Below are 18,603 nucleotides of genomic sequence, written 5' to 3' on the forward strand. Positions count from 1 at the left end.
GGTCGCGGGTTCGAGTCCCGTCCGCTCCGCCATTATTCCTTATCTAAATTCCTCTGAAAATTATTTCACAAATTTCGTTTCTAAATGAGCAAAAAGCTCACGACGAACTTCTGCATTGCTAATTCGCCAGATACAGCTGTCAACAAAATAATGATGAATATTTATCAGGCTTGAAACCAGTACAGCAAATGTAAACTGTTGGTTTTCGATAGAAATAAATTCCGGAAAGTAAAAAAAGGCGATCCCTACGCAGATCAGTAACAGGTAATACCTTATGGCCCAGCCTTTTAAGGCGACTTGTTTGATATCCACTAAGTTTGCTTGTCGACGATTTAACTCAACACGAATTGGGAAAGGTAGATACTGTAAGGCGTGTGATACCTGAACCAGTAAATATGCCTCCGGCATAAAAAATAATACGAAGTACCAAAGGTAAATAGATAACCACGAAGCAATAATGCGTTTATCAGGTATCCGCTTTGTTCGTAAATAAATGCCGTACCACACAGCTGAAGAAGCTAGAAAAGAAAGACACGCTGCGATATTTGCCAAGCTAAGCAATGTACCAATATGGGCATGTAAAACACCAGCAAACCACTCTGCAGGCAAATCCTGAGCACCCCAGATAACATGCCATACGAGTAATGTCCGTAACCCTAGACGAAGTGTAAACCGTTCACTTTTTTTCAGCATCAGCTGACTTAATTTGCTGTAAGTGGCAATCATTCCCCATGCCTGTCCCGTGTAATGCCAGGCAAGATAAAAAGCAGCGACCAACCAACAAAAATAAGTTACATCCTGATTAACAGTAAATATCGATAGGGGCCCCTCTATTGACTCGCCGGTGACTAAACCAACGATTAGAACCAGTATAAGCAGGGCTGGAACATAGATAGTGGCGGCTTTGTAACGTTTTATATTGTTTTTAGGGGTATAAACAAGACGATAAGCACCCATAAAATGAGGCCAGTTAATAAATATCTGTAGTACGATGGCAGTGCCTAATATGTTGGTAATGTTAGCTGTAGACTGTGGGATACCTGTAAAAAAGATATAGACCAACAATAAAAGCATAACAAGAATGGAAGCGCCGCCCGTCATCCAAAAATCGATGTTTTCAGACAGGATATAGCCGGGATGATTAGGACGAGGTGTTTTTTTGTGTTTCATGGAGTTTCTTCATGGCTCTTAAGGTGATGGCCTGGATAGTCAAACCTGGGGACTCTCCACCGCCAGAGCTTGGAAACACACTGCCATCAACGATATACATATTCTTCCAGCGGTGACTTTGGCACCATTGATTGACGACCGAGTGCTCTGGATTATTACCCATACGACAGGTACCAAACACATGTGAGCTGCTAAAAATATCGTAAGAGCTAAATTCTTCAAAGATAGTGTTCGCGCCAGCCTGATTTAGGATATCCCGGCACATATTAGCCATAAACCGTATACGTTTGGTGGTCAGCTCATCGACATAGCTGTGAATTCTTGCGGCAGGTTGATTATGTCTCGTTTTGATAACCGGGTCGAGGTCAATAAAGCTTCCCGGATGAGTATGGCTCTCTGCTATCCCACTCAAAGATAACACTTGCCCAAATTGCTTCCGCATTTGTTGCTTGTGTTCTATTCCCCATCCAGGAATAACACGCTGTGCATAACTTATTGGTCCGATAAGATCGGACTCTGCTACAGAAGGTGAGAACCGACAACCACCAAACACACCTGGAATACTGTCAGGTTGATTAAAATTCCAGCAAATACTGTCAACAGCCAAGCCGCGGTGACTGCCTAACGGGGCATCTAATGTGGCGTTGGATGTCCAAAGAATTGTTTCCATGAAGTTTTTTCCCACCTGCCCTGACTCATTGGCAAGTCCTGTAGAGGAGGTAGTGTCAGAAGCGAGTAATAATCGCGGTGTTTCCACGGCTCCAGCGGCAAGGATAAGGTAGGGTGTTGCAATAAAGTGTTCCATTCCCTCACTATCCGTATAGTGAATGCCTTTTATACTGTCTTTTGGACCCGTCTCTATATGAGTAACGTAACAGCCAGTTTTTAGATAGCAGCGTTCTGTTTTTCTGGCCATTCGTAAATAGGTGACATCTATACTGCCTTTATCAGTTAGGGGACAACCTTTAAGACAACAGTTACAGTAGTTGCAATGAGGTCGATCATGATGAGGAGAGCTTAATATCGCCACACTATTTTCTGTCAAAGTGAGGTTTCTTTCAGCAAATGCTTTCTTCAAAAGCTGGCTACTATAACTTGGATGATGGGCTTTTTGTGGGTAAGGATGAGAACGAGGGCGTAAGTTATCCACTGTCGGTCCTGCAACGCCGACTAATTGCTCCGCCTGAATATAAAACGGTTCGAGCTCTTCATACGAAAATGGCCAGTCAGCTGATAATCCATAGTCAGAAAACATTTTCATTGAGCGGGGATTAAGCCGGTGTGCTTCGCCACTAAAATGTAATGAGCTACCGCCAACACCTTGAACATGTTGGTAGCCAAAAGGGATGCGGTGGTCGGTTTTATTTAATCTGCCCTGAATATGATTCCATGAACGCAGATCATCATTCGCTTCAGAGAGTTGTTGCATATCAGCATAGCCATAGTTTCCCTGGCTATGCTTTTTTTGTGGAAATGGTGACTCCCACTGATTAGTTGCGGCTAAATAATCCTTTTCAGGATGAAAGTATGGGCCAGCTTCAATAACAAGCACGTTCCAGCCGTGATGACTTAAATACCAGGCGGCTGTGCCACCCCCAGCACCTGAACCTACGATCACAGCATCATATGACGATTTAGCGTTATTCATAATTTACAGGCTTAAAGTGGTTTTTATAGCCGGTTGGCTGTGGTGGCGAAACATTTAAGCCTGTCCAGCTTGCCGGCTTTGCATAATAAAACCGAAATATATCCTGTCTTATATGAGAAAAAAATTGTGCCTGAATACTCATCGCATCACTGTTGGCCGCTTTGTGGATAATACCGTTCTGTTGATCAATACTTAGCTGAAGAAAATGTTGCTGATGAATAAGACCTGCTTGTTTATCTAACCACTCACATCCAAGCTGGATAAGCTCAGGATAGTTTTTAATATCTTTAGCATAAAGTAACAGTGTTTCATGTAGTTTGAGCTGTGATGCTGATGGCGTTATATCTGCTGGAATTAATGCGTCAATAAATGCGATTAATGTTCGTGTCTGCTGAAAAGACAGTAAATTAGCCAATGCTCTAGGCAGATAGAAGTAGGGTAATAAAATGCCAATACCTATCCCGCTCTTTATGATATCTCTGCGTTTCATAGTCAGATAAATATACGCTATAAATAAAAAAGGCACCTTGAAGGTGCCTTTTTTATAACGATTTTGTGATTAGAAAGTCCAGTCAGCATAGAGTTGACCATTATAAGCCCGGTAGCCGGAAGAGGCTTCAGCACCAAGCTCAACACCCAGTGACAAGGTGTCCGTTTTAGCCCAATTGACTCGACCACTGACACTACCAGTATTACGATCTACTTTTTGGCCAACACTTTCAAACTGACCGCCGCCGCCCAAGAATGATGATGTTGTGGTGATGCCATCTTCTTTAAACTCATGGCGCCAACTTACTTGTAGTGTAGGCGTTAGGATACTACCGTCGGATAACTCAAACTCTTTACTGACTTTTGTACCCACAAGTGAACGGAAGCGGTTAGACTCGTTACTATTGATATGCATGGAGAGGTAGTCCGCACCAGTCTCTGTATATCCACGTTGTCTTGTGTGGTAACCCTCTACGCCGATAAAAGGTGTAATAGTGATTTGCTCAAGATAGAGTGGCATGCCTGTTACCAGTCTTGCTGCAAACATATCACCATCAAAGTCACCTTTGGCTACACCGATGACATGTGTATTTCGTTTGGTCTCATAATTCTGATATGCATAGGTCAACATACCTTCCACGTAAAAACGCTCAAAAGACTGATTGAAGTAGGCGGTTAATTGATAGGTATCAATATCGGCACCATCGCCATCACGATAATCATTCATATTAACGTCGGTTCTGGCGTAAGCAAAGGCTGCCCCTAATGTGAGGTCTGAGCTGGTGGTAAAGTCCATACCACCCATGACTCCGTGATAACGCGAGTCCGCACCAGCAAAGCCATCTTCACTATCCTGCTTAGATTTACCGCCCAGTGCTTTTACCCAAGCATGGCGCTCAAGTATGACATCAAGAACGCCACCAGACGATAACCCTGATGCATGATTTACATTTTGCACATCTGCAGCACCTATCCTGAGCGAGTCAAGGCGTACTTGGACAGTATCAAAACTCCCGGAAACCGTATTATTAACAGATTGGCCTAATGCCTGACTTTGTTCAGGGGAGATACTTTTTAATACTTCTTGTTGCTTTTCTGGAGTTTGGCCAGCCAGCAGCGTAATGAAGTCATCAAGTTTTCCCCCAACATTACCGCCAATTTGATCTAAGTGTTGCCCAACCCCGGTTTTCTGGTTTGATCCGGCATTCGATTGAAAAGTGGAAGAGGAAACCACTTGTGATTGGTCTATCGGGCCAGAACCAGACCCGTTATAGGTAGATCCATTGACGTATATTCTATAGCCTTCAAAAGTAAATTGTCCTGAAGTTGATTCTATCGTAAATTTTGTTGTGCCTGTTGGAGTTATATTTGCTGCAGCGAGTGTTGGATCTGTCGCTGATAATTTGTTAGAGGTTTGTGATGAACCAGTAAAATCAGTAGTTAGGGTATCATATTTGAATGTTTGGACCCATGAGCCAATCGTGACCTTGATGCTGTCACCAGCTGACCATAGTAGGCTATTATCTGAACCACCACTTTGATAAAAATCGATAGTAACCAGACCATTAGTGCCGGCGCCCTCGTAAGATAATTGAGTAACTTCGATACCTTGACCTGACTTCAAGTTAATTGGTGTATTACTCGAACCTTGTGTAAACAAATGTCCAGCATTGGCAGAAAACGAAACTAGAAAAAAACAAAGAAATGCAAAACGCAAAAGAAGATTGACCATGAACGTGCCTCATTAACAAATCTCGCCCAATAAAGCTTGGTGAGATTTGCATATTATATTTCTGTTTTTGTAAAAATACACATGATTAATGTGTGTTATTTTACATTTTTTTTAACGTTGCTTAATTCAGCTTGTTAGAGTCTAGTTATCGACTCAAAGGAATAAAAATTGAAACAAATATTTTTGTTTTTTTTAAAAGCTTGTCTTGTTGTTTCCACTGTTTTTGTTACGGCTCATGCTGATAAGTTTTCCGATGGGATGCAGGCCGCACAACAGGGGAATTATCAAGCTGCTCAGCAAAGCTGGTTAGCAGCTGCTAAGCAGGGAAATGTTGAAGCTCAATATAATCTTGGTGCATTAATGCTTTCAGGAAAGCTGGGGCATCCAGACTACGATTCGGCAATGAGCTGGTTAGATATAGCTGCACAAAAAGGCCATGATGAGGCCGCCTATGCTCTGGGTATGCTTTACTACACTGGCAATGAACCTGATGTTGAAAGAGATCAGAAAAAAGCTTTTGAACTTTTTAGAAAATCAGCAGAAAGAGGGAGTGCTGCGGCTCAATTTAACGTCGGTGCCATGTTGATGAATGGTCAGGGAGTGAGCAAAGATCTCATTAGTGCGGCAGATTGGTTTGAAAAGGCAGCCGAGCAAGGAAATAGTCAGGCGCAATTCAATTTAGGTCTGCTTTATTTAAGCGGCTCAGGGGTAAAGCAGGATCCTAAACAGGCTTACTTATGGTTTAAACGTTCTGCTGAGCTGGGATATCCAAACGCACAATATCGTGTAGCGAAAATGCTATTTGATGGCGATGGTGTGGCTTTAGATCATGAGCAGGCAAAGAGCTGGTTTCTAAAAGCTCAAGAAAACAAGAGTGTAGAAGCCGCATTTATGTTGGGTTTTATGAGTTATCTTGGATTGGGGGGGAGCCAAGATTATGTAATGGCTAGACATTGGTTTGATGTTTCTGCGAAAGGCTGGGATCGAAATGCACAATTCTATTTAGGTTTGATGAGTTTTAACGGTGATGGCGAAGAAAAGAATCTTATCGAAGCCTATAAATGGTTTGATTTAGCGGCCTCAAGTGGACATGAAGATGCCCACTACTACCGCTCAGCAGTGGCGGCAATGTTAACTGAAGAGCAAAAGAAACAAGCGAGTCAATTAGCTCAGAAGTGGTTTGACGAAAACCACGATACGCCACATAAGCATTACAACAAAGTTCCTCACCAACATTAAGAAACGGTTTATCACAGTTTGGGTATGTCTGATAACTGAATAACAGAGATTCTGTCTATATTGCTGGCGCTGTCTTTGTCTGTTGTGGTGTTGTAACCCCAGCCGGCCAGATAAAGCTGAATATCGTCCAGACGATCATCGGTAATCACATTAATCAGCGTGGGTAACCTATCTTCAATAAACAGGATCTTCAGGCTGGGGTTTTCCCCATGAAGATCATTTAGAATCTGTTGTTTGCTCATATTTCTATCCAGACCATAAACCTGTTCAATGGGCAGAGCAATCTGATTAGCCTTGAGTATATGATCAACAAAACGTTCTTGTTTGGTGGTGATAATCACCAAACTATCCGTTGGGATGCGACGAAGCTTTTCTGCAATGCCATCGAATAATGGATTCATGGCGATCCAGCTATCAAAGTCATCTCGAATCCACTCATCTCGGGTAGAACCAAAAATCTCTTTAAGTTCATCTACGAACATATCATCACGAATCATCAGCGCTTCCATTTGATGATGAAAAGCTGACATGAGCGTGTCAGGAGACATGCCTTCGTAAAGCAGCCGCATGATAAGCACAGCCTCATACCCTGTTTCCATCACAGGACGAACCTGACGAAACTTTTCTATCAAATCCTCAGGTATAGCCTTGGGCATATCTGTCCACAGCTTTAAGGCGACTTTCCAGCCAGCCATACCTGTTTCAATCGCGCTGTCGCAGATGACACCATCAAAATCGAGTGCGTAGAGTTTATTTGTCATTGCTTGGGAATATGCAGAAACGAGTAAAATCGGCTGCTTCATTCGCAGTCCAGTCGCCTTTAGCTTTGTCTTTCATCATTTGGCACCAGTCTTCACTACCCACTTCAGGGCTACAAGCCGTGATGAGTAAAAATGAACCCAGCAGCGCTGCAGAACATAATAGGGTTTTTATTAATTGCATGTCGTTTCCTTAAAACTTAATCTCGTTCATGAACTAAGCGGCCATGGAATAATGTATGGCTGACCTGATGGTTAAACAACCAGCCTTCAAAGGGACTGTTTTTGCCAGCACTGACGAAGTTCAGTGGTCGGCACTCATATTCCGAATCAGGATCTATCAGACAAATATCAGCCACTGCGCCCACTTTGATCTGGCCTGAGTCGATGCCCAGAATATCTGCCGGGTTACAGGTTAAAGCGGCCAGCGCGGTGTGCAAATTGACCTCGTCATCTTCTACCAGTTTCATTGTTAATGGTAATAAGGTTTCAAGACCAGAAATACCGGGTTTGGTTTCAGCAAAAGGACCGAGTTTATCGTCGATATCAAGTGGCTGATGATGTGATGAGATTGCTGAAATAACGCCATCGCGAACACCTTGTTGTAACTGCTCGCGATCACGGATACTACGAAAAGGCGGTAAGACATGGCTTAACGCATCATAGTTACCTAAATCATGCTCAGATAAATGTAGGTGATGGGCACTGACATCCGCGGTCACCGGTAAGCCACGATTTTGTGCTTCCCGAATCAATTTGACCGCTTTACCCGTCGATAAATTATGGAAGTGAGCGCGTACTCCGGTTTGTTCAATCAGGATGAGATCACGACTTAGGGCAACCGTTTCAGCACTTTCGGCAATGCCGCCTAATCCAAGCCTGGAACTGACTGCGCCTTCATGTACACATCCCTGACTTTGCAGCCAAGGATCTGAAGCCGTAATAAAGACGGTCATATCTAAGGTGGCGGCATAAGCCATGGCTCTTTGTAAGATGACGCTATTTTTTATCGGTGAGAGGCCATTACTGATGCCAACACAACCAGCCGCTTTTAGTCTGGCCATTTCGGCAAGTAATTCATTCCCCAGGTTTTGCGTCATTGCACCCATTGTCAGAACCATGCTGCGGCCAGACTTTTTCGCCCGATCCTCAATGAGTTCGACTACGGTCGGGTTATCAATAACAGGTGCGGTATCAGGTGGTACACAGATAGTCGTCACGCCACCAGCGGCGGCGGCCTTGGTCTCTGTCAGGATTGTCGCTGTATGTTCCTGACCTGGCTCACGCACTCGGACACTCAGATCAACCAGGCCGGGGCTAACGATTAAACCTTTTGCATCAATTGTTTTATCAGCTTCAAAACCTTCTGGTTGTTCACCAATAGCAACAATCTTTCCGTGACTTATGTAGAGATCTTGTCGCGCATCAAACTGACTGGCTGGATCAATGACACGCCCATTTTTTATACGAATTTTCATGCTGGCAGCTCATTTTGTTCTGATTGTGCACCCATCGCCATAGACATAACGGCCATCCTGACAGCAATACCGTGAGTCACTTGTTCTAGTATGACCGATTGCGGCCCATCAGCTACGGAGGAAGCAATTTCAACACCGCGATTGATAGGCCCAGGGTGCATCACAATGGCATCAGGTTTAGCAAGTTTGAGCTTATCGTCAGTTAGCCCAAAACAATGGAAATACTCTCTGGCACTGGGAATGAGTGCCCCTTGCATGCGCTCAAGCTGTAGACGCAACATGATGATAACGTCAACGCCTTCTAAACCGGCCTCCATGTCATGATAGACATGGACACCCAAGGTCTGGCAATCAGCAGGCAGTAAGGTTTTGGGTCCAATTACCCGAATCTCGCCAACACCTAATGTCGCTAACGCTTGAATTTGTGAGCGAGCCACCCTTGAATGCAATATGTCCCCAACGATAGCTACCCGCAGATCTGGGAAGCTTTTTTTGTGGCGACGAATGGTAAACATATCAAGCATGGCTTGTGTGGGATGGGCATGACAACCATCACCTGCATTGATGACGCTGACATGCGGTGACACATGCTGTGCAATAAATTCAGCCGCGCCACTTTGGTTGTGTCTGACCACAAACATATCAGTGTGCATCGACTCAAGGTTATGCAGCGTATCCAGCAAACTCTCACCTTTCGACGTTGCAGAGGTGCTGATATTGAAGTTCATGACATCCGCTGACAGGCGTTTGGCGGCGAGCTCAAAGGTTGAGCGAGTACGAGTACTGTTTTCAAAGAACAGGTTAACAATGGTTTTACCACGCAGAATAGGGACTTTCTTTACCTGACGATTGGTAATGCCTGAAAACTGCTCTGCACGATCCATAATTTCCGTCAGTAATGGCTTTTTCAGCCCTTCAATCGTGAGAAAATGGCGAAGTTGACCGCTTTCCGTCAATTGGTTGTTATTCATTCGGCCTTGCCTTTATTTCGATACTCCAACTGTAATCCTGCGGTGTTGGTCAGCTTAATATGTTGACCTTTGGCGACTTCTACCGTTTTGCCGATAATATCGGCTTGTATGGGGAGTTCACGTCCATTTCGATCAACTAATACCACCAACGTGACACTGGCTGGACGCCCATAGTCAAAAATTTCATTCAGCGCTGCGCGAGTTGTTCGTCCACTATGCAGTACATCATCCACCAAAATCAGATGACGCCCATCGACACTGAAAGGTAAATCAGACGGGGTCACTTGAGGATGCATACCTATGCGGGTGAAATCATCCCGGTAATAAGCAATATTAAGTGTGCCTAGTGGGGCATCAAAAAAATCATCACCCAAAATATCCTGTAAGGCTTTGGCTACCCAAACCCCTCCAGTATGGATACCGACGAGTAAGGGTTGCTTATCAGCGAGTTTCTCGCGAATATCTGCAGCCATATCATTGAGCAGATTCTGAACTTGAGTGTGAGTCAGTGCGATGGTCATTGTTGGTTCAGCCATGATTGAAGTATGAGTTGTGCAGATAACTGATCGACGTCACTGCGTTGACGAGAGTCCATTTTACTGCGGATTCCCATTTGGTCTAGTGCTTCGTATGTTGTCAGTCGTTCATCTTGCCATTCCACAGGGATATTAAAGCGACCATTGAGACGATTTCCAAACCGTTTGGCTGCTGCAGTCATTTCCTGTTCAGTGCCGTCCATATTCAGTGGAAGGCCGACGATAAGCAAATCGGGTTGCCATTCTTTTAGCAGTTTTTCAATGTGTGACCAGTCTGGAATACCATCACGAGCTTTAATCGCGGTCAATGGATTCGCAGTGGCGGTTAATTCCTGTCCCACAGCAATGCCGATGTTCTTCATGCCAAAATCAAAGCCCAGCAGGGTTCTGGCCACACTCATGAGTGACCTGCGATGTTAGACATCAGATTCATATCAACACCAATCGATTTGGCTGCCGCATGCCAGCGTTGATCTGCGGGCGTATCAAATAATAAGGTATGGCTGGCAGGAACGGTGAGCCAGCTGTTTTCCATTATTTCTTCTTCTAACTGACCCTCTGACCAGCCGGAATAGCCTAAGGTCACCAACGCATTGCTAGGTCCCTCATCGGTGCCAAGGGCTTCAAGAATATCAGTAGAGGTCGTTAAGATAATATCGTTAGTCAGCTGCAAACTTGATTTCCAGGGAGATTGGGCTTGATCGTGAATGACCATGCCTTGACCTTTTTGTACAGGTCCACCAAATAACACGGGCGTATTTTTAATGCTTTCAGAAGGATTTTCAATATGTAGATGAGAGAGGAGCTCTTCTAACATGACACGAGTAGGTCGGTTGATAATCAGACCCATCGCGCCATTTTTATCATGTTCGCAAATGTAAATGACCGAACGGTAAAAAAACGAGTCGGCCAAGTTAGGCATGGCGATCAGAAAATGATTTTGTAATGAAGACTCCATAGCACTCCTAAAAGAAGGTAAAGCCAACCTGGAATAAACGTTCGACCTCTTTTATGTAGCGTTTATTCACTAAAAATAAAATAACGTGGTCTTCGGATTCAATCAGGGTGTCGTCTTTAGCAATAATCACTTCTTCACCCCGAACAATCGCTCCGATGGTGGTACCCGGTGGTAAGTCGATTTCATCAATGCGTCGACCAACCACAACAGAAGAACTGCTATCACCATGCGCAATGGCTTCCAGTGCTTCGGCAGCACCGCGACGCAATGAGTGAACAGCGACAATATCACCACGCCGAATGTGGGCCAGAAGACTGCCGATAGTGGCCTGCTGTGGGGATAAAGCAATGTCTATGCTGCCGCTTTCTACCAAATCAACATAAGCCGCGCGATTAATCAGCGATAAAACCTTACTGGCGCCGAGTCGTTTTGCCAGCATAGCGGAAAGAATATTTGCCTCATCGTCATTGGTTAACGCACAGAATAAGTCGACTTTATCGATTTCTTCTTCCAGCAATAGTTCTTCGTTAGCAACATCACCTAACAGCACAATACTGTTACTCAGCTCTTCAGAGAGAAACTCTGCACGATCCGGGTTGGCCTCGATCAATTTGATTTGATAATCATTTTCTAAGGCCTTAGCCAGACGAGCGCCGATGTTACCGCCACCCGCCAGCATAATTCGTTTATAAGGTTTTTCCAGACGACGCAATTCACCCATGACTGCACGAATATCTTTAGTTGCAGCAATAAAAAAGACTTCATCGTCTGCCTGAATCGTTGTATCGCCTGTCGGTGTGATGGGGTGACCATCACGGAAGATAGCAGCAACCCGGGTTTCAGTTTTGGGAATATGTTTGCGTAAGTCTCGTAGAGGGTGTCCAACTAAAAGGCCACCGTGAAATGCTTTTACGGCCACAAGCTGTACTTTGCCTTCAGCAAAATCCAAGACCTGCAACGCATTCGGGTGGCTGATAAGCCGCTGAATATATTCCGTCACAATTTGTTCCGGGCTGATCAGCATGTCTATGGCAATGGCTTGTGGGTTTTCTTTATCAAATAACTGCGGCGTGGAGAGGTAACCGGTGGAGCGAATCCTAGCAATCTTTGTTGGCGTATTGTAGAGCGTGTGACAAATCTGACAGGCCACCATATTGGTCTCATCACTATTAGTCACCGCCAGAATCAAGTCTGCATCTTCAGCGCCAGCACGAGCCAGAACATCGGGGTGTGAGGCTTGCCCTTGTATGGTACGGATATCGTAATGGTCCTGCAGCTTGAGCAAGTTGGTGCTGTCTGTGTCGACAAGCGTCACATCATCATCTTCTCGCGCTAGCGTTGCCGCAACAGAGGCGCCGACTTGTCCGGCTCCGAGGATCAGAATCTTCATGGTCGGTTCCTAAATCTGTTTGGTATCAATACCGAGGGAGCGAAGCTTTCGATAAAGATGGGTTCTTTCCATACCCGCCAATTTGGCGGCTTTACCAACATTACCATCGGTTTCCTGTAATTTTTGCAGCAAGTAAATACGTTCAAACTGTTCTCTGGCCTCGCGAAGTGGCAAGTCAAAATTGATAGTTTCATCGCCGTTTTCAATGGCTTCTGCTTCCGAGGCAAGTGCCGTGTCGACATCGGCGACATCAATATCTTCACCATTGCCGAGAACGAGTAAGCGTTGAATCACATTTTTGAGTTCAAGAACGTTCCCTGACCAGTCGTGATTTCTGAGGCGGTTTTGCGCTGCCACGGTAAAACGTCGATATGGCAGGCCAGAGCGTGTTGTCTGTGTATCCACAAAATGGTGTACCAACTCAGGGATATCTTCAATATGATCACGTAAAGGTGGAACTACCAATGTGATGCTGTTGAGCTGATACAGGAGACTTTCCAGAAAATCACCATTATCAACCGCTTTCTGCAAGGAATATTGTGTTGCACAGATGAGTTGACAGTGTTCAAGTTTATTACTTTCAAGAAGGTGTAATAACAGTGCCTGTGCTTCATCACTCAGTAACGCTAAATCATTGATAAACAGACAGTTGTTTTTGGCCAGCGTGACAGCCTTGAGACTATCTAAAGGAAAACTTTCAGGGCTGACTTCAATAAACTTACCCCCTGCGTATTGTCCCAGGCTGTGTAGGTAATGAGAGAAACAATGTTTACCTGTGCCTGGTTCGCCCACCAGAAGAATAGGCATTTCATGTTTCGCAACCCGTTCAACCTGTTCTCGTAATAGTTTGATTTGATGGCTTTTGCCAACCGGTGCTTGTGCTAATTCCCGTTGAATAATCGCTTGTTTTTCTCGATTTTCCAGTGCCTGTTCGACGCCTCGAAGTAACTTAGCGGTAGATAGCGGTTTCTCGATAAAATCACTTGCGCCTAAACGGGTTGCCTCCACAGCTGTTTCGATGGTGCCATGACCTGACATCATCACAATCGTGACACTTTTATTTTGTTGTTTGAACTCTTTCAGCAAACTGATGCCATCAATATCTGGCATCCAGATATCCAGCAGGATTAGGTCTGGTTGTTCTTCACTAAAGACTTGCTGTGCTTCTTGCCCATCAGCGGCTATTCTGACGTGATAGTTTTCGTCTTCCAGAATGTCTTTGATGAGCTCGCGGATATCCGGTTCATCATCTACAACAAGAATCAGTGGTTTATCGTTACTCACGACGGTGACTCCTCCAATGGCAATCTTATAATTATACTCGTTCCCTCTGGGTCCAGATTTTCTGCCCAGACATCACCACCATGTTCTTCAATCATTTTTTTAACGATGGCTAAACCCAGGCCCGTACCTTTATGTTTAGTTGTGGCGTAAGGTTCAAATAATTTATCAATGATAGAAACAGGAATGCCTGGACCGTAATCCCGAACAGAAATTTCAAGCCAACGGCGTTGTTGGTGAGTAAGTGGATGGTAACTGATAACGATATCAACGGGAAGTTGAGCATCTTCACAAGCCTCAATCGCATTCTTCAGTAGATTATGCATGACCTGTCGGAAACGGTTGACATCAATTTCAACAGCGACATTTTCAGGGCTGTTCAAGAGGGTAAATTGGTGATTTGGATTGCTCTGATACATGGTCAGCACTTCCCGAATCAGCTGACCAATGTCATATGACTGGAGTTGAAGCGCAGGTGTTCGGGCATACTCTGAAAATTCATTCACCATCTCTTTCATTGCTTCGACTTGCTGAATAATGGTGTTGGTCAGTTTATCCACAGTTTCGAGCTGATTTTCCGGCACAATGGCATTGTATTTACGTTGTAGGCGTTCTGCAGAGAGCTGAATCGGTGTTAATGGATTCTTGATTTCATGAGCCAGCCGGCGTGCGACTTCGCCCCAAGCCGCATTACGCTGGGCTTGTAGCAGAGTAGTGATGTCTTCAAAGACAATCACCCAGCCACTGTTATTGGGTAACTCGGTACCATGACAAATCAATGTTTGGTTACCGTTTTGTTTTTGCAGTTCTACTTGTTGCTCCCAGGCGATGCCTTTGACAGCACAACGTTCAATCATTTCACAGAAGGTTTTCATGTTTTTATTAATTTCTGCGAGCTTGGATAACGGGCTTTCCAGACGTTGCTGTAACTTCACCCCTAGAATTTTACTACTGGCGTTATTGGCGGTGTGCAGGTAGAGGCGTTTATCCACAGTCACCACACCGCTGGATAAGCTACCTAGAACGGTGGTGAGATAACTGGTTTGTTGTTCGAGTAATCGGTGACTTCGTTGTGAGGCGTTACGGGCATGGGTTAGGCGTTGAGTCATCTGGTTAAATGAGCGCACCAGAAATCCTATTTCGTCATGACCGGAAGCGGTCAGTTGCATATTATAGTTACCAGATGCCACTGCTTGCGTGCCTTCAGCCAATTCTTGCAAAGGCTCGACAATACGGCGGGATATCCAGATAGCAAACCAGATTGATACCAGAATGGTTAAAAATACGATTAAGCTTAACGTGAGGGTGAAGACACTGATTAATGGCTTTCTCAGGTAGCTCAATTCTTTGTAATCCGCATAAGCATCTTGCACGGTTTTTCCCAAATCACTGAGATGATCATTGATGGGAAACAGCACATTGAGAATCCGCTCTTCAGCCAAGACCGATTTTTGTGGAATCCTAACAGCAGCGCGTAATTGAAGTTTATCGTTCTCGGATGGGTCCATGCCAATATAGTCTTCACCCTGAAGCAGCTGATGCATGATGGTATCGTTTGGTCTGTTTGGCACCATAATGGTTGGGCTTTCAATACTGGAGGCAATCGGTTGACCATCTCTGGCCCAGATGCTGAGCTCCAGTGCGCCACTTAACTGCGTTAAATCTCGTAGGCTATGTGATAGTTCATTATCGGGCAGTTCGCTTAATACCCCGGCCATCATCCGAGTTTGGCGTAACAGGGTGCGCATCCTTATACCAAAAGCCGTTCGACTTAATTCAAGCGAGTCATTGAGCGCTTGCTCTACCTTGACATCAAACCAGCTGTTAATGCCGCGATGCAGGAAGTGAATCGAGAAGCTATAAACAATCGATGTCGCGACTAAAATTAGCAGAACAAATAAGCTGACCAGCCTCACTGTCAGGCGTGAGCCTGCTTCATGCTTTTTAAAGTCACGATATAAACGATAGAGGCTACGTGCCAAAATGCCCACAAGCAGTAATAAGCAAGCGACACCAATACCAAAGATAACGAGAAATAGCTCATTTAGCCGTGAGCTGTCCTGAGTGGCTGCACTTAGCAGATAGGCAAGAACAAGCAATAAAAAAGCGAGTGAAAAATAGGGAGCCGTACCTGAGCTTAATCGCTTAATGAGGCTTATAGCCATACTGCTTGAACCCATGGACTAGTTAATTGCCATTTGTCTGAGATCAATGCGCCTGGACGCATGGGGGTGGGTAAGGCATTGAGATCTAAACCGCTACGTATTTCGAGCACAAGATTATCTGGCTCTTGTGTAAATTCTGGTGGTAGCGATAAGGCATTAATATCACCTAGCGCTTTTAAGGCACCACTCAAGCTAGGGAAGTTTTGCTGCTCATGGGTGTCGAGTGACTCCACAATATATTGTTCAGACAGGGCATGATAGCGCAGCTCATAAGTCATCGTACTCTCCCACAGAGTGGTTTCCCACTGCCAGAAACTCCCTAGCAAAGGGAACGCATCTATTAGCCGGAATTCCTGTAAGAAAGTAATGGGTACACCGTTTTGCAGTGCTTCAATCACTCGTGGTGTCAGTGGGTAACTGATTTGAGCGGTGAGTACATAGGCATTACCAATGGGATGAACTACAGGGTTATTAACGCTAAAAACAGAGGCTGTGGCGGATGTTTGAATAAACAACCATAAGAAGAGTGATAGGAAAAGGCGTTTACTTACGACGTAGGCAGGCATAATAAAAACCGTCCATAACATCGTCACCAGGGAGTCTTTGGTAGCCAAAGGGTCTCGGTGTGGCTGGTGTTGGTGAGAGTCTAAGCTCTTCAGCTTCCGGATGTCGTTGTAGAAACGCTTCAATTTGCTGCTCATTTTCTTTTTTAAAGGCAGAGCAGGTAGTGTAAACCATTAAGCCATCAGGTTTTAGTAATGGCCATAAATTATCTAGCAAAATTTGCTGTTGACTGGCTAAGCTATCGATATCTTTGGGGTGGCGCAGCAGCTTAATGTCTGGATGTCGACGAATCACACCGCTACCGGTACATGGCGCATCAATAAGAATACGATCAAAAGCCTGTCCGTCCCACCACGCTGATGTGTCGGCTGCATCAGCTGCGATTAGGGTGGCATGTAATCCAAGTCTATCTGTATTTTGTTGGATCTGAAGTAAGCGATCAGCTGAGATATCAATGGCTGTGATGTCATTGTTAGGAGAGGATTCGAGAATATGGCATGTTTTACCACCAGGTGCAGCGCAAGCGTCTAGCGCACGTTGTCCTGGCTTGATATCCAATATCATTGTGGCTAGTTGAGCAGAACCATCTTGTACCGAAACCCAACCTTCCTCAAAGCCTGGGAGCTTATAAACATCACAAGGTTGGTCTAGTAATATCCCATTATCAGTGGCCTCTATGATTGAGGCTGTAATTTGCTGGGACGTTAACTGTTTTAAATATGCTTCACGTGAAACCTTCTGCTGGTTAACACGAAGCATCATCGGCGGCTGTTTATTGTTAGCCTCAATAATGTTTTGCCAGTTTTCTGGCCAGTCACTTTGATATAAATGGAGTAGCCAGTTTGGGTGAGCCTGACTTGCGGCTTCGTTTGCCAACAATTTTTGATCTATATGTTCTTGTTGCCTTAAGTAGTTTCTCAGGCAAGCGTTTAATAAACCACCCGCCCAGACTTTTTTGAGTTTTTTACTGGCATCCACAGTCTCTGAAATAGCGGCATGGTCCGGTGTATTTAAAAACCGTAACTGCAAAATTCCGAGTATTAAAAGCTGCTCAATATCCTTATCTTTCGCTTTGAACGGTTTTTTTATGAGTTGATGGGCGATAAATTGCAGAGTGGGGTAATGCCGTAAACTGCTATAACAGAGTTGCTGGCAGAAGCTACGATCTTTTTCATCGACATGAGGCAGGTAGTGAGCTAAAGCTGTATTGAGTGAGCGCTGCTGCACAACCACTTCATTCAGTATAAGTGCAGCATTCGTTCGTGCACCTTTTAAGTGGTTGGGCTTAGCCAAAATGATCGCCTACTTCGATTGAATGTGCATTGAGAAAGTCTTGAACAGACATGGCGCGTTTCCCGGGCAGTTGTAGCTCAGTGATGCGTAGTGTTCCATCGCTGGTGGCAACATCAATACCGGCTTTTGAGACATGGATGATTTGACCCGCTGCTTGTGCCGAGTGCTCTTTTATCCATTCTGCTCGCCATATACGAAAAACAGCATCATGCCAGAGTGTTTGAGCCACGGGCCAAGGATTAAAAGCGTTAATTTTGTGAAGAATATCTTGAGCGGTGGTGTGCCAATCTATATCCGCTTCTTTTTTATCCAGTTTAGCGGCATAGGTGCTTAAAGTATCATCTTGTGGTTGCGCATGTTTTTGTTGAACTTCGATATTGTTGAGAGACTCAACCAAGGTTTTTGCTCCCAAGACAGCGAGGCGATCATGTAGGATTTGCGCTGTGTCTTGTTCAGTAATCGGGCAACGTGTTTCAGCAAGGACAGGGCCGGTATCAAGACCGGCTTCCATTTGCATAATGCATACTCCTGATTCTTTATCACCAGCTAATATGGCTCTTTGAATAGGTGCAGCACCTCGCCAGCGGGGTAAGAGTGAAGCATGAACATTAATACAACCCAGTCTTGGGGTGTCCAACACGATTTGTGGCAATAAAAGTCCATAAGCGACAACAACCATTAAATCAGCTTGATAAGCAGCCAATATGTTTACGGCATCATCAGTTTTAAAGTTAAGAGGCTGTTCAACAGGAATATCGTGTTCCTGTGCAACTTGTTTTACTGGACTGGCCGTCAGTTTACGACCCCGCCCCGCAGGACGATCGGGCTGAGTGTAAACAGCGCATATTTCATGCTCGGTATGAATCAGTGCTTTCAGTGTTTCTGCGGCGAAAGCCGGAGTACCGGCAAAAATAATGCGCATTCAGAATCC

General features: G+C 44.8%; 18 protein-coding genes. 1 reads left to right on the plus strand and 17 read right to left on the minus strand.

Annotated elements, in window-relative coordinates; genetic code table 11:
- Positions 1 to 60 precede the first annotated feature (60 nt).
- From B3014_RS06030 to B3014_RS06045, 4 genes are read right to left on the minus strand one after another with little or no spacing between them, the layout of a single operon-like run.
- Positions 61 to 1,170 carry a hypothetical protein gene (locus B3014_RS06030; RefSeq protein WP_289243567.1) on the minus strand — a complete coding sequence of 370 codons (1,110 nt, stop codon included), beginning with the start codon at positions 1,168 to 1,170 and terminating at the stop codon, positions 61 to 63.
- Positions 1,142 to 2,818: a GMC oxidoreductase gene (locus B3014_RS06035; RefSeq protein WP_289243566.1), complete on the minus strand. Its 1,677-nt coding sequence runs from the start codon at positions 2,816 to 2,818 to the stop codon at positions 1,142 to 1,144. The genes B3014_RS06030 and B3014_RS06035 overlap by 29 nt, the downstream gene beginning before the upstream one ends.
- Complete coding sequence (locus tag B3014_RS06040; protein WP_289243565.1) at positions 2,811 to 3,344, minus strand: gluconate 2-dehydrogenase subunit 3 family protein; 534 nt, start codon at positions 3,342 to 3,344, stop codon at positions 2,811 to 2,813. The genes B3014_RS06035 and B3014_RS06040 overlap by 8 nt, the downstream gene beginning before the upstream one ends.
- A gap of 33 nt (positions 3,345 to 3,377) precedes the next feature.
- Positions 3,378 to 5,039 carry an autotransporter outer membrane beta-barrel domain-containing protein gene (locus tag B3014_RS06045; protein ID WP_289243564.1) on the minus strand — a complete coding sequence of 554 codons (1,662 nt, stop codon included), beginning with the start codon at positions 5,037 to 5,039 and terminating at the stop codon, positions 3,378 to 3,380.
- A 168-nt stretch (positions 5,040 to 5,207) separates the two neighbouring features.
- Between B3014_RS06045 and B3014_RS06050 the strand changes: the two genes are divergently transcribed.
- Positions 5,208 to 6,278 carry an SEL1-like repeat protein gene (locus tag B3014_RS06050; protein WP_289243563.1) on the plus strand — a complete coding sequence of 357 codons (1,071 nt, stop codon included), beginning with the start codon at positions 5,208 to 5,210 and terminating at the stop codon, positions 6,276 to 6,278.
- A gap of 11 nt (positions 6,279 to 6,289) precedes the next feature.
- Here the strand turns inward: B3014_RS06050 and B3014_RS06055 are convergent, their stop codons facing one another.
- Genes B3014_RS06055 through fmt form a run of 13 tightly spaced genes read right to left on the minus strand, consistent with a single transcriptional unit; the run spans position 6,290 to position 18,594 of the window.
- Entirely contained in the window at positions 6,290 to 7,081 is a 792-nt protein-coding gene (locus B3014_RS06055; protein ID WP_289243562.1) for an HAD family hydrolase, read from the minus strand.
- A complete protein-coding gene (locus B3014_RS06060; protein WP_289243561.1) occupies positions 7,029 to 7,220 on the minus strand; it encodes a DUF3012 domain-containing protein in 192 nt (63 codons plus the stop codon). Before B3014_RS06060 ends, B3014_RS06055 begins: the two co-directional genes overlap by 53 nt.
- Before the next feature lie 16 nt (positions 7,221 to 7,236).
- Complete coding sequence (locus B3014_RS06065; protein WP_289243560.1) at positions 7,237 to 8,514, minus strand: dihydroorotase; 1,278 nt, start codon at positions 8,512 to 8,514, stop codon at positions 7,237 to 7,239.
- Positions 8,511 to 9,485 carry an aspartate carbamoyltransferase catalytic subunit gene (locus B3014_RS06070; protein WP_289243559.1) on the minus strand — a complete coding sequence of 325 codons (975 nt, stop codon included), beginning with the start codon at positions 9,483 to 9,485 and terminating at the stop codon, positions 8,511 to 8,513. The genes B3014_RS06065 and B3014_RS06070 overlap by 4 nt, the downstream gene beginning before the upstream one ends.
- Positions 9,482 to 10,006, minus strand: coding sequence for a bifunctional pyr operon transcriptional regulator/uracil phosphoribosyltransferase PyrR (gene pyrR, locus B3014_RS06075; RefSeq protein ID WP_289243770.1), 525 nt, complete (start codon positions 10,004 to 10,006; stop codon positions 9,482 to 9,484). Before pyrR ends, B3014_RS06070 begins: the two co-directional genes overlap by 4 nt.
- Complete coding sequence (ruvX, locus tag B3014_RS06080) at positions 10,003 to 10,422, minus strand: Holliday junction resolvase RuvX (protein WP_349675869.1); 420 nt, start codon at positions 10,420 to 10,422, stop codon at positions 10,003 to 10,005. Before ruvX ends, pyrR begins: the two co-directional genes overlap by 4 nt.
- Positions 10,419 to 10,979: a YqgE/AlgH family protein gene (locus B3014_RS06085; RefSeq protein WP_289243558.1), complete on the minus strand. Its 561-nt coding sequence runs from the start codon at positions 10,977 to 10,979 to the stop codon at positions 10,419 to 10,421. The genes ruvX and B3014_RS06085 overlap by 4 nt, the downstream gene beginning before the upstream one ends.
- Positions 10,980 to 10,986: 7 nt before the next feature.
- Entirely contained in the window at positions 10,987 to 12,369 is a 1,383-nt protein-coding gene (gene trkA, locus B3014_RS06090) for a Trk system potassium transporter TrkA (protein ID WP_286306000.1), read from the minus strand.
- Positions 12,370 to 12,378: 9 nt separating this feature from the next.
- Positions 12,379 to 13,653, minus strand: coding sequence for a sigma-54-dependent transcriptional regulator (locus B3014_RS06095; RefSeq protein ID WP_289243557.1), 1,275 nt, complete (start codon positions 13,651 to 13,653; stop codon positions 12,379 to 12,381).
- Positions 13,650 to 15,815, minus strand: coding sequence for a sensor histidine kinase (locus tag B3014_RS06100; RefSeq protein ID WP_286306002.1), 2,166 nt, complete (start codon positions 15,813 to 15,815; stop codon positions 13,650 to 13,652). The genes B3014_RS06095 and B3014_RS06100 overlap by 4 nt, the downstream gene beginning before the upstream one ends.
- Positions 15,806 to 16,381: a DUF4390 domain-containing protein gene (locus B3014_RS06105; protein ID WP_286306003.1), complete on the minus strand. Its 576-nt coding sequence runs from the start codon at positions 16,379 to 16,381 to the stop codon at positions 15,806 to 15,808. Before B3014_RS06105 ends, B3014_RS06100 begins: the two co-directional genes overlap by 10 nt.
- The gene (gene rsmB / locus B3014_RS06110; RefSeq protein ID WP_289243556.1) at positions 16,359 to 17,672 is read right to left on the minus strand and encodes a 16S rRNA (cytosine(967)-C(5))-methyltransferase RsmB; all 1,314 of its coding nucleotides are present in this window, start codon (positions 17,670 to 17,672) and stop codon (positions 16,359 to 16,361) included. The genes B3014_RS06105 and rsmB overlap by 23 nt, the downstream gene beginning before the upstream one ends.
- Positions 17,665 to 18,594, minus strand: a complete 930-nt coding sequence (gene fmt / locus B3014_RS06115; protein WP_289243555.1) for a methionyl-tRNA formyltransferase — start codon at positions 18,592 to 18,594, stop codon at positions 17,665 to 17,667. Before fmt ends, rsmB begins: the two co-directional genes overlap by 8 nt.
- Positions 18,595 to 18,603 lie beyond the last annotated feature (9 nt).

The sequence above is a fragment of the Methylophaga sp. UBA678 genome, assembly GCF_002299105.1.
GTDB lineage: Bacteria > Pseudomonadota > Gammaproteobacteria > Nitrosococcales > Methylophagaceae > Methylophaga > Methylophaga marina.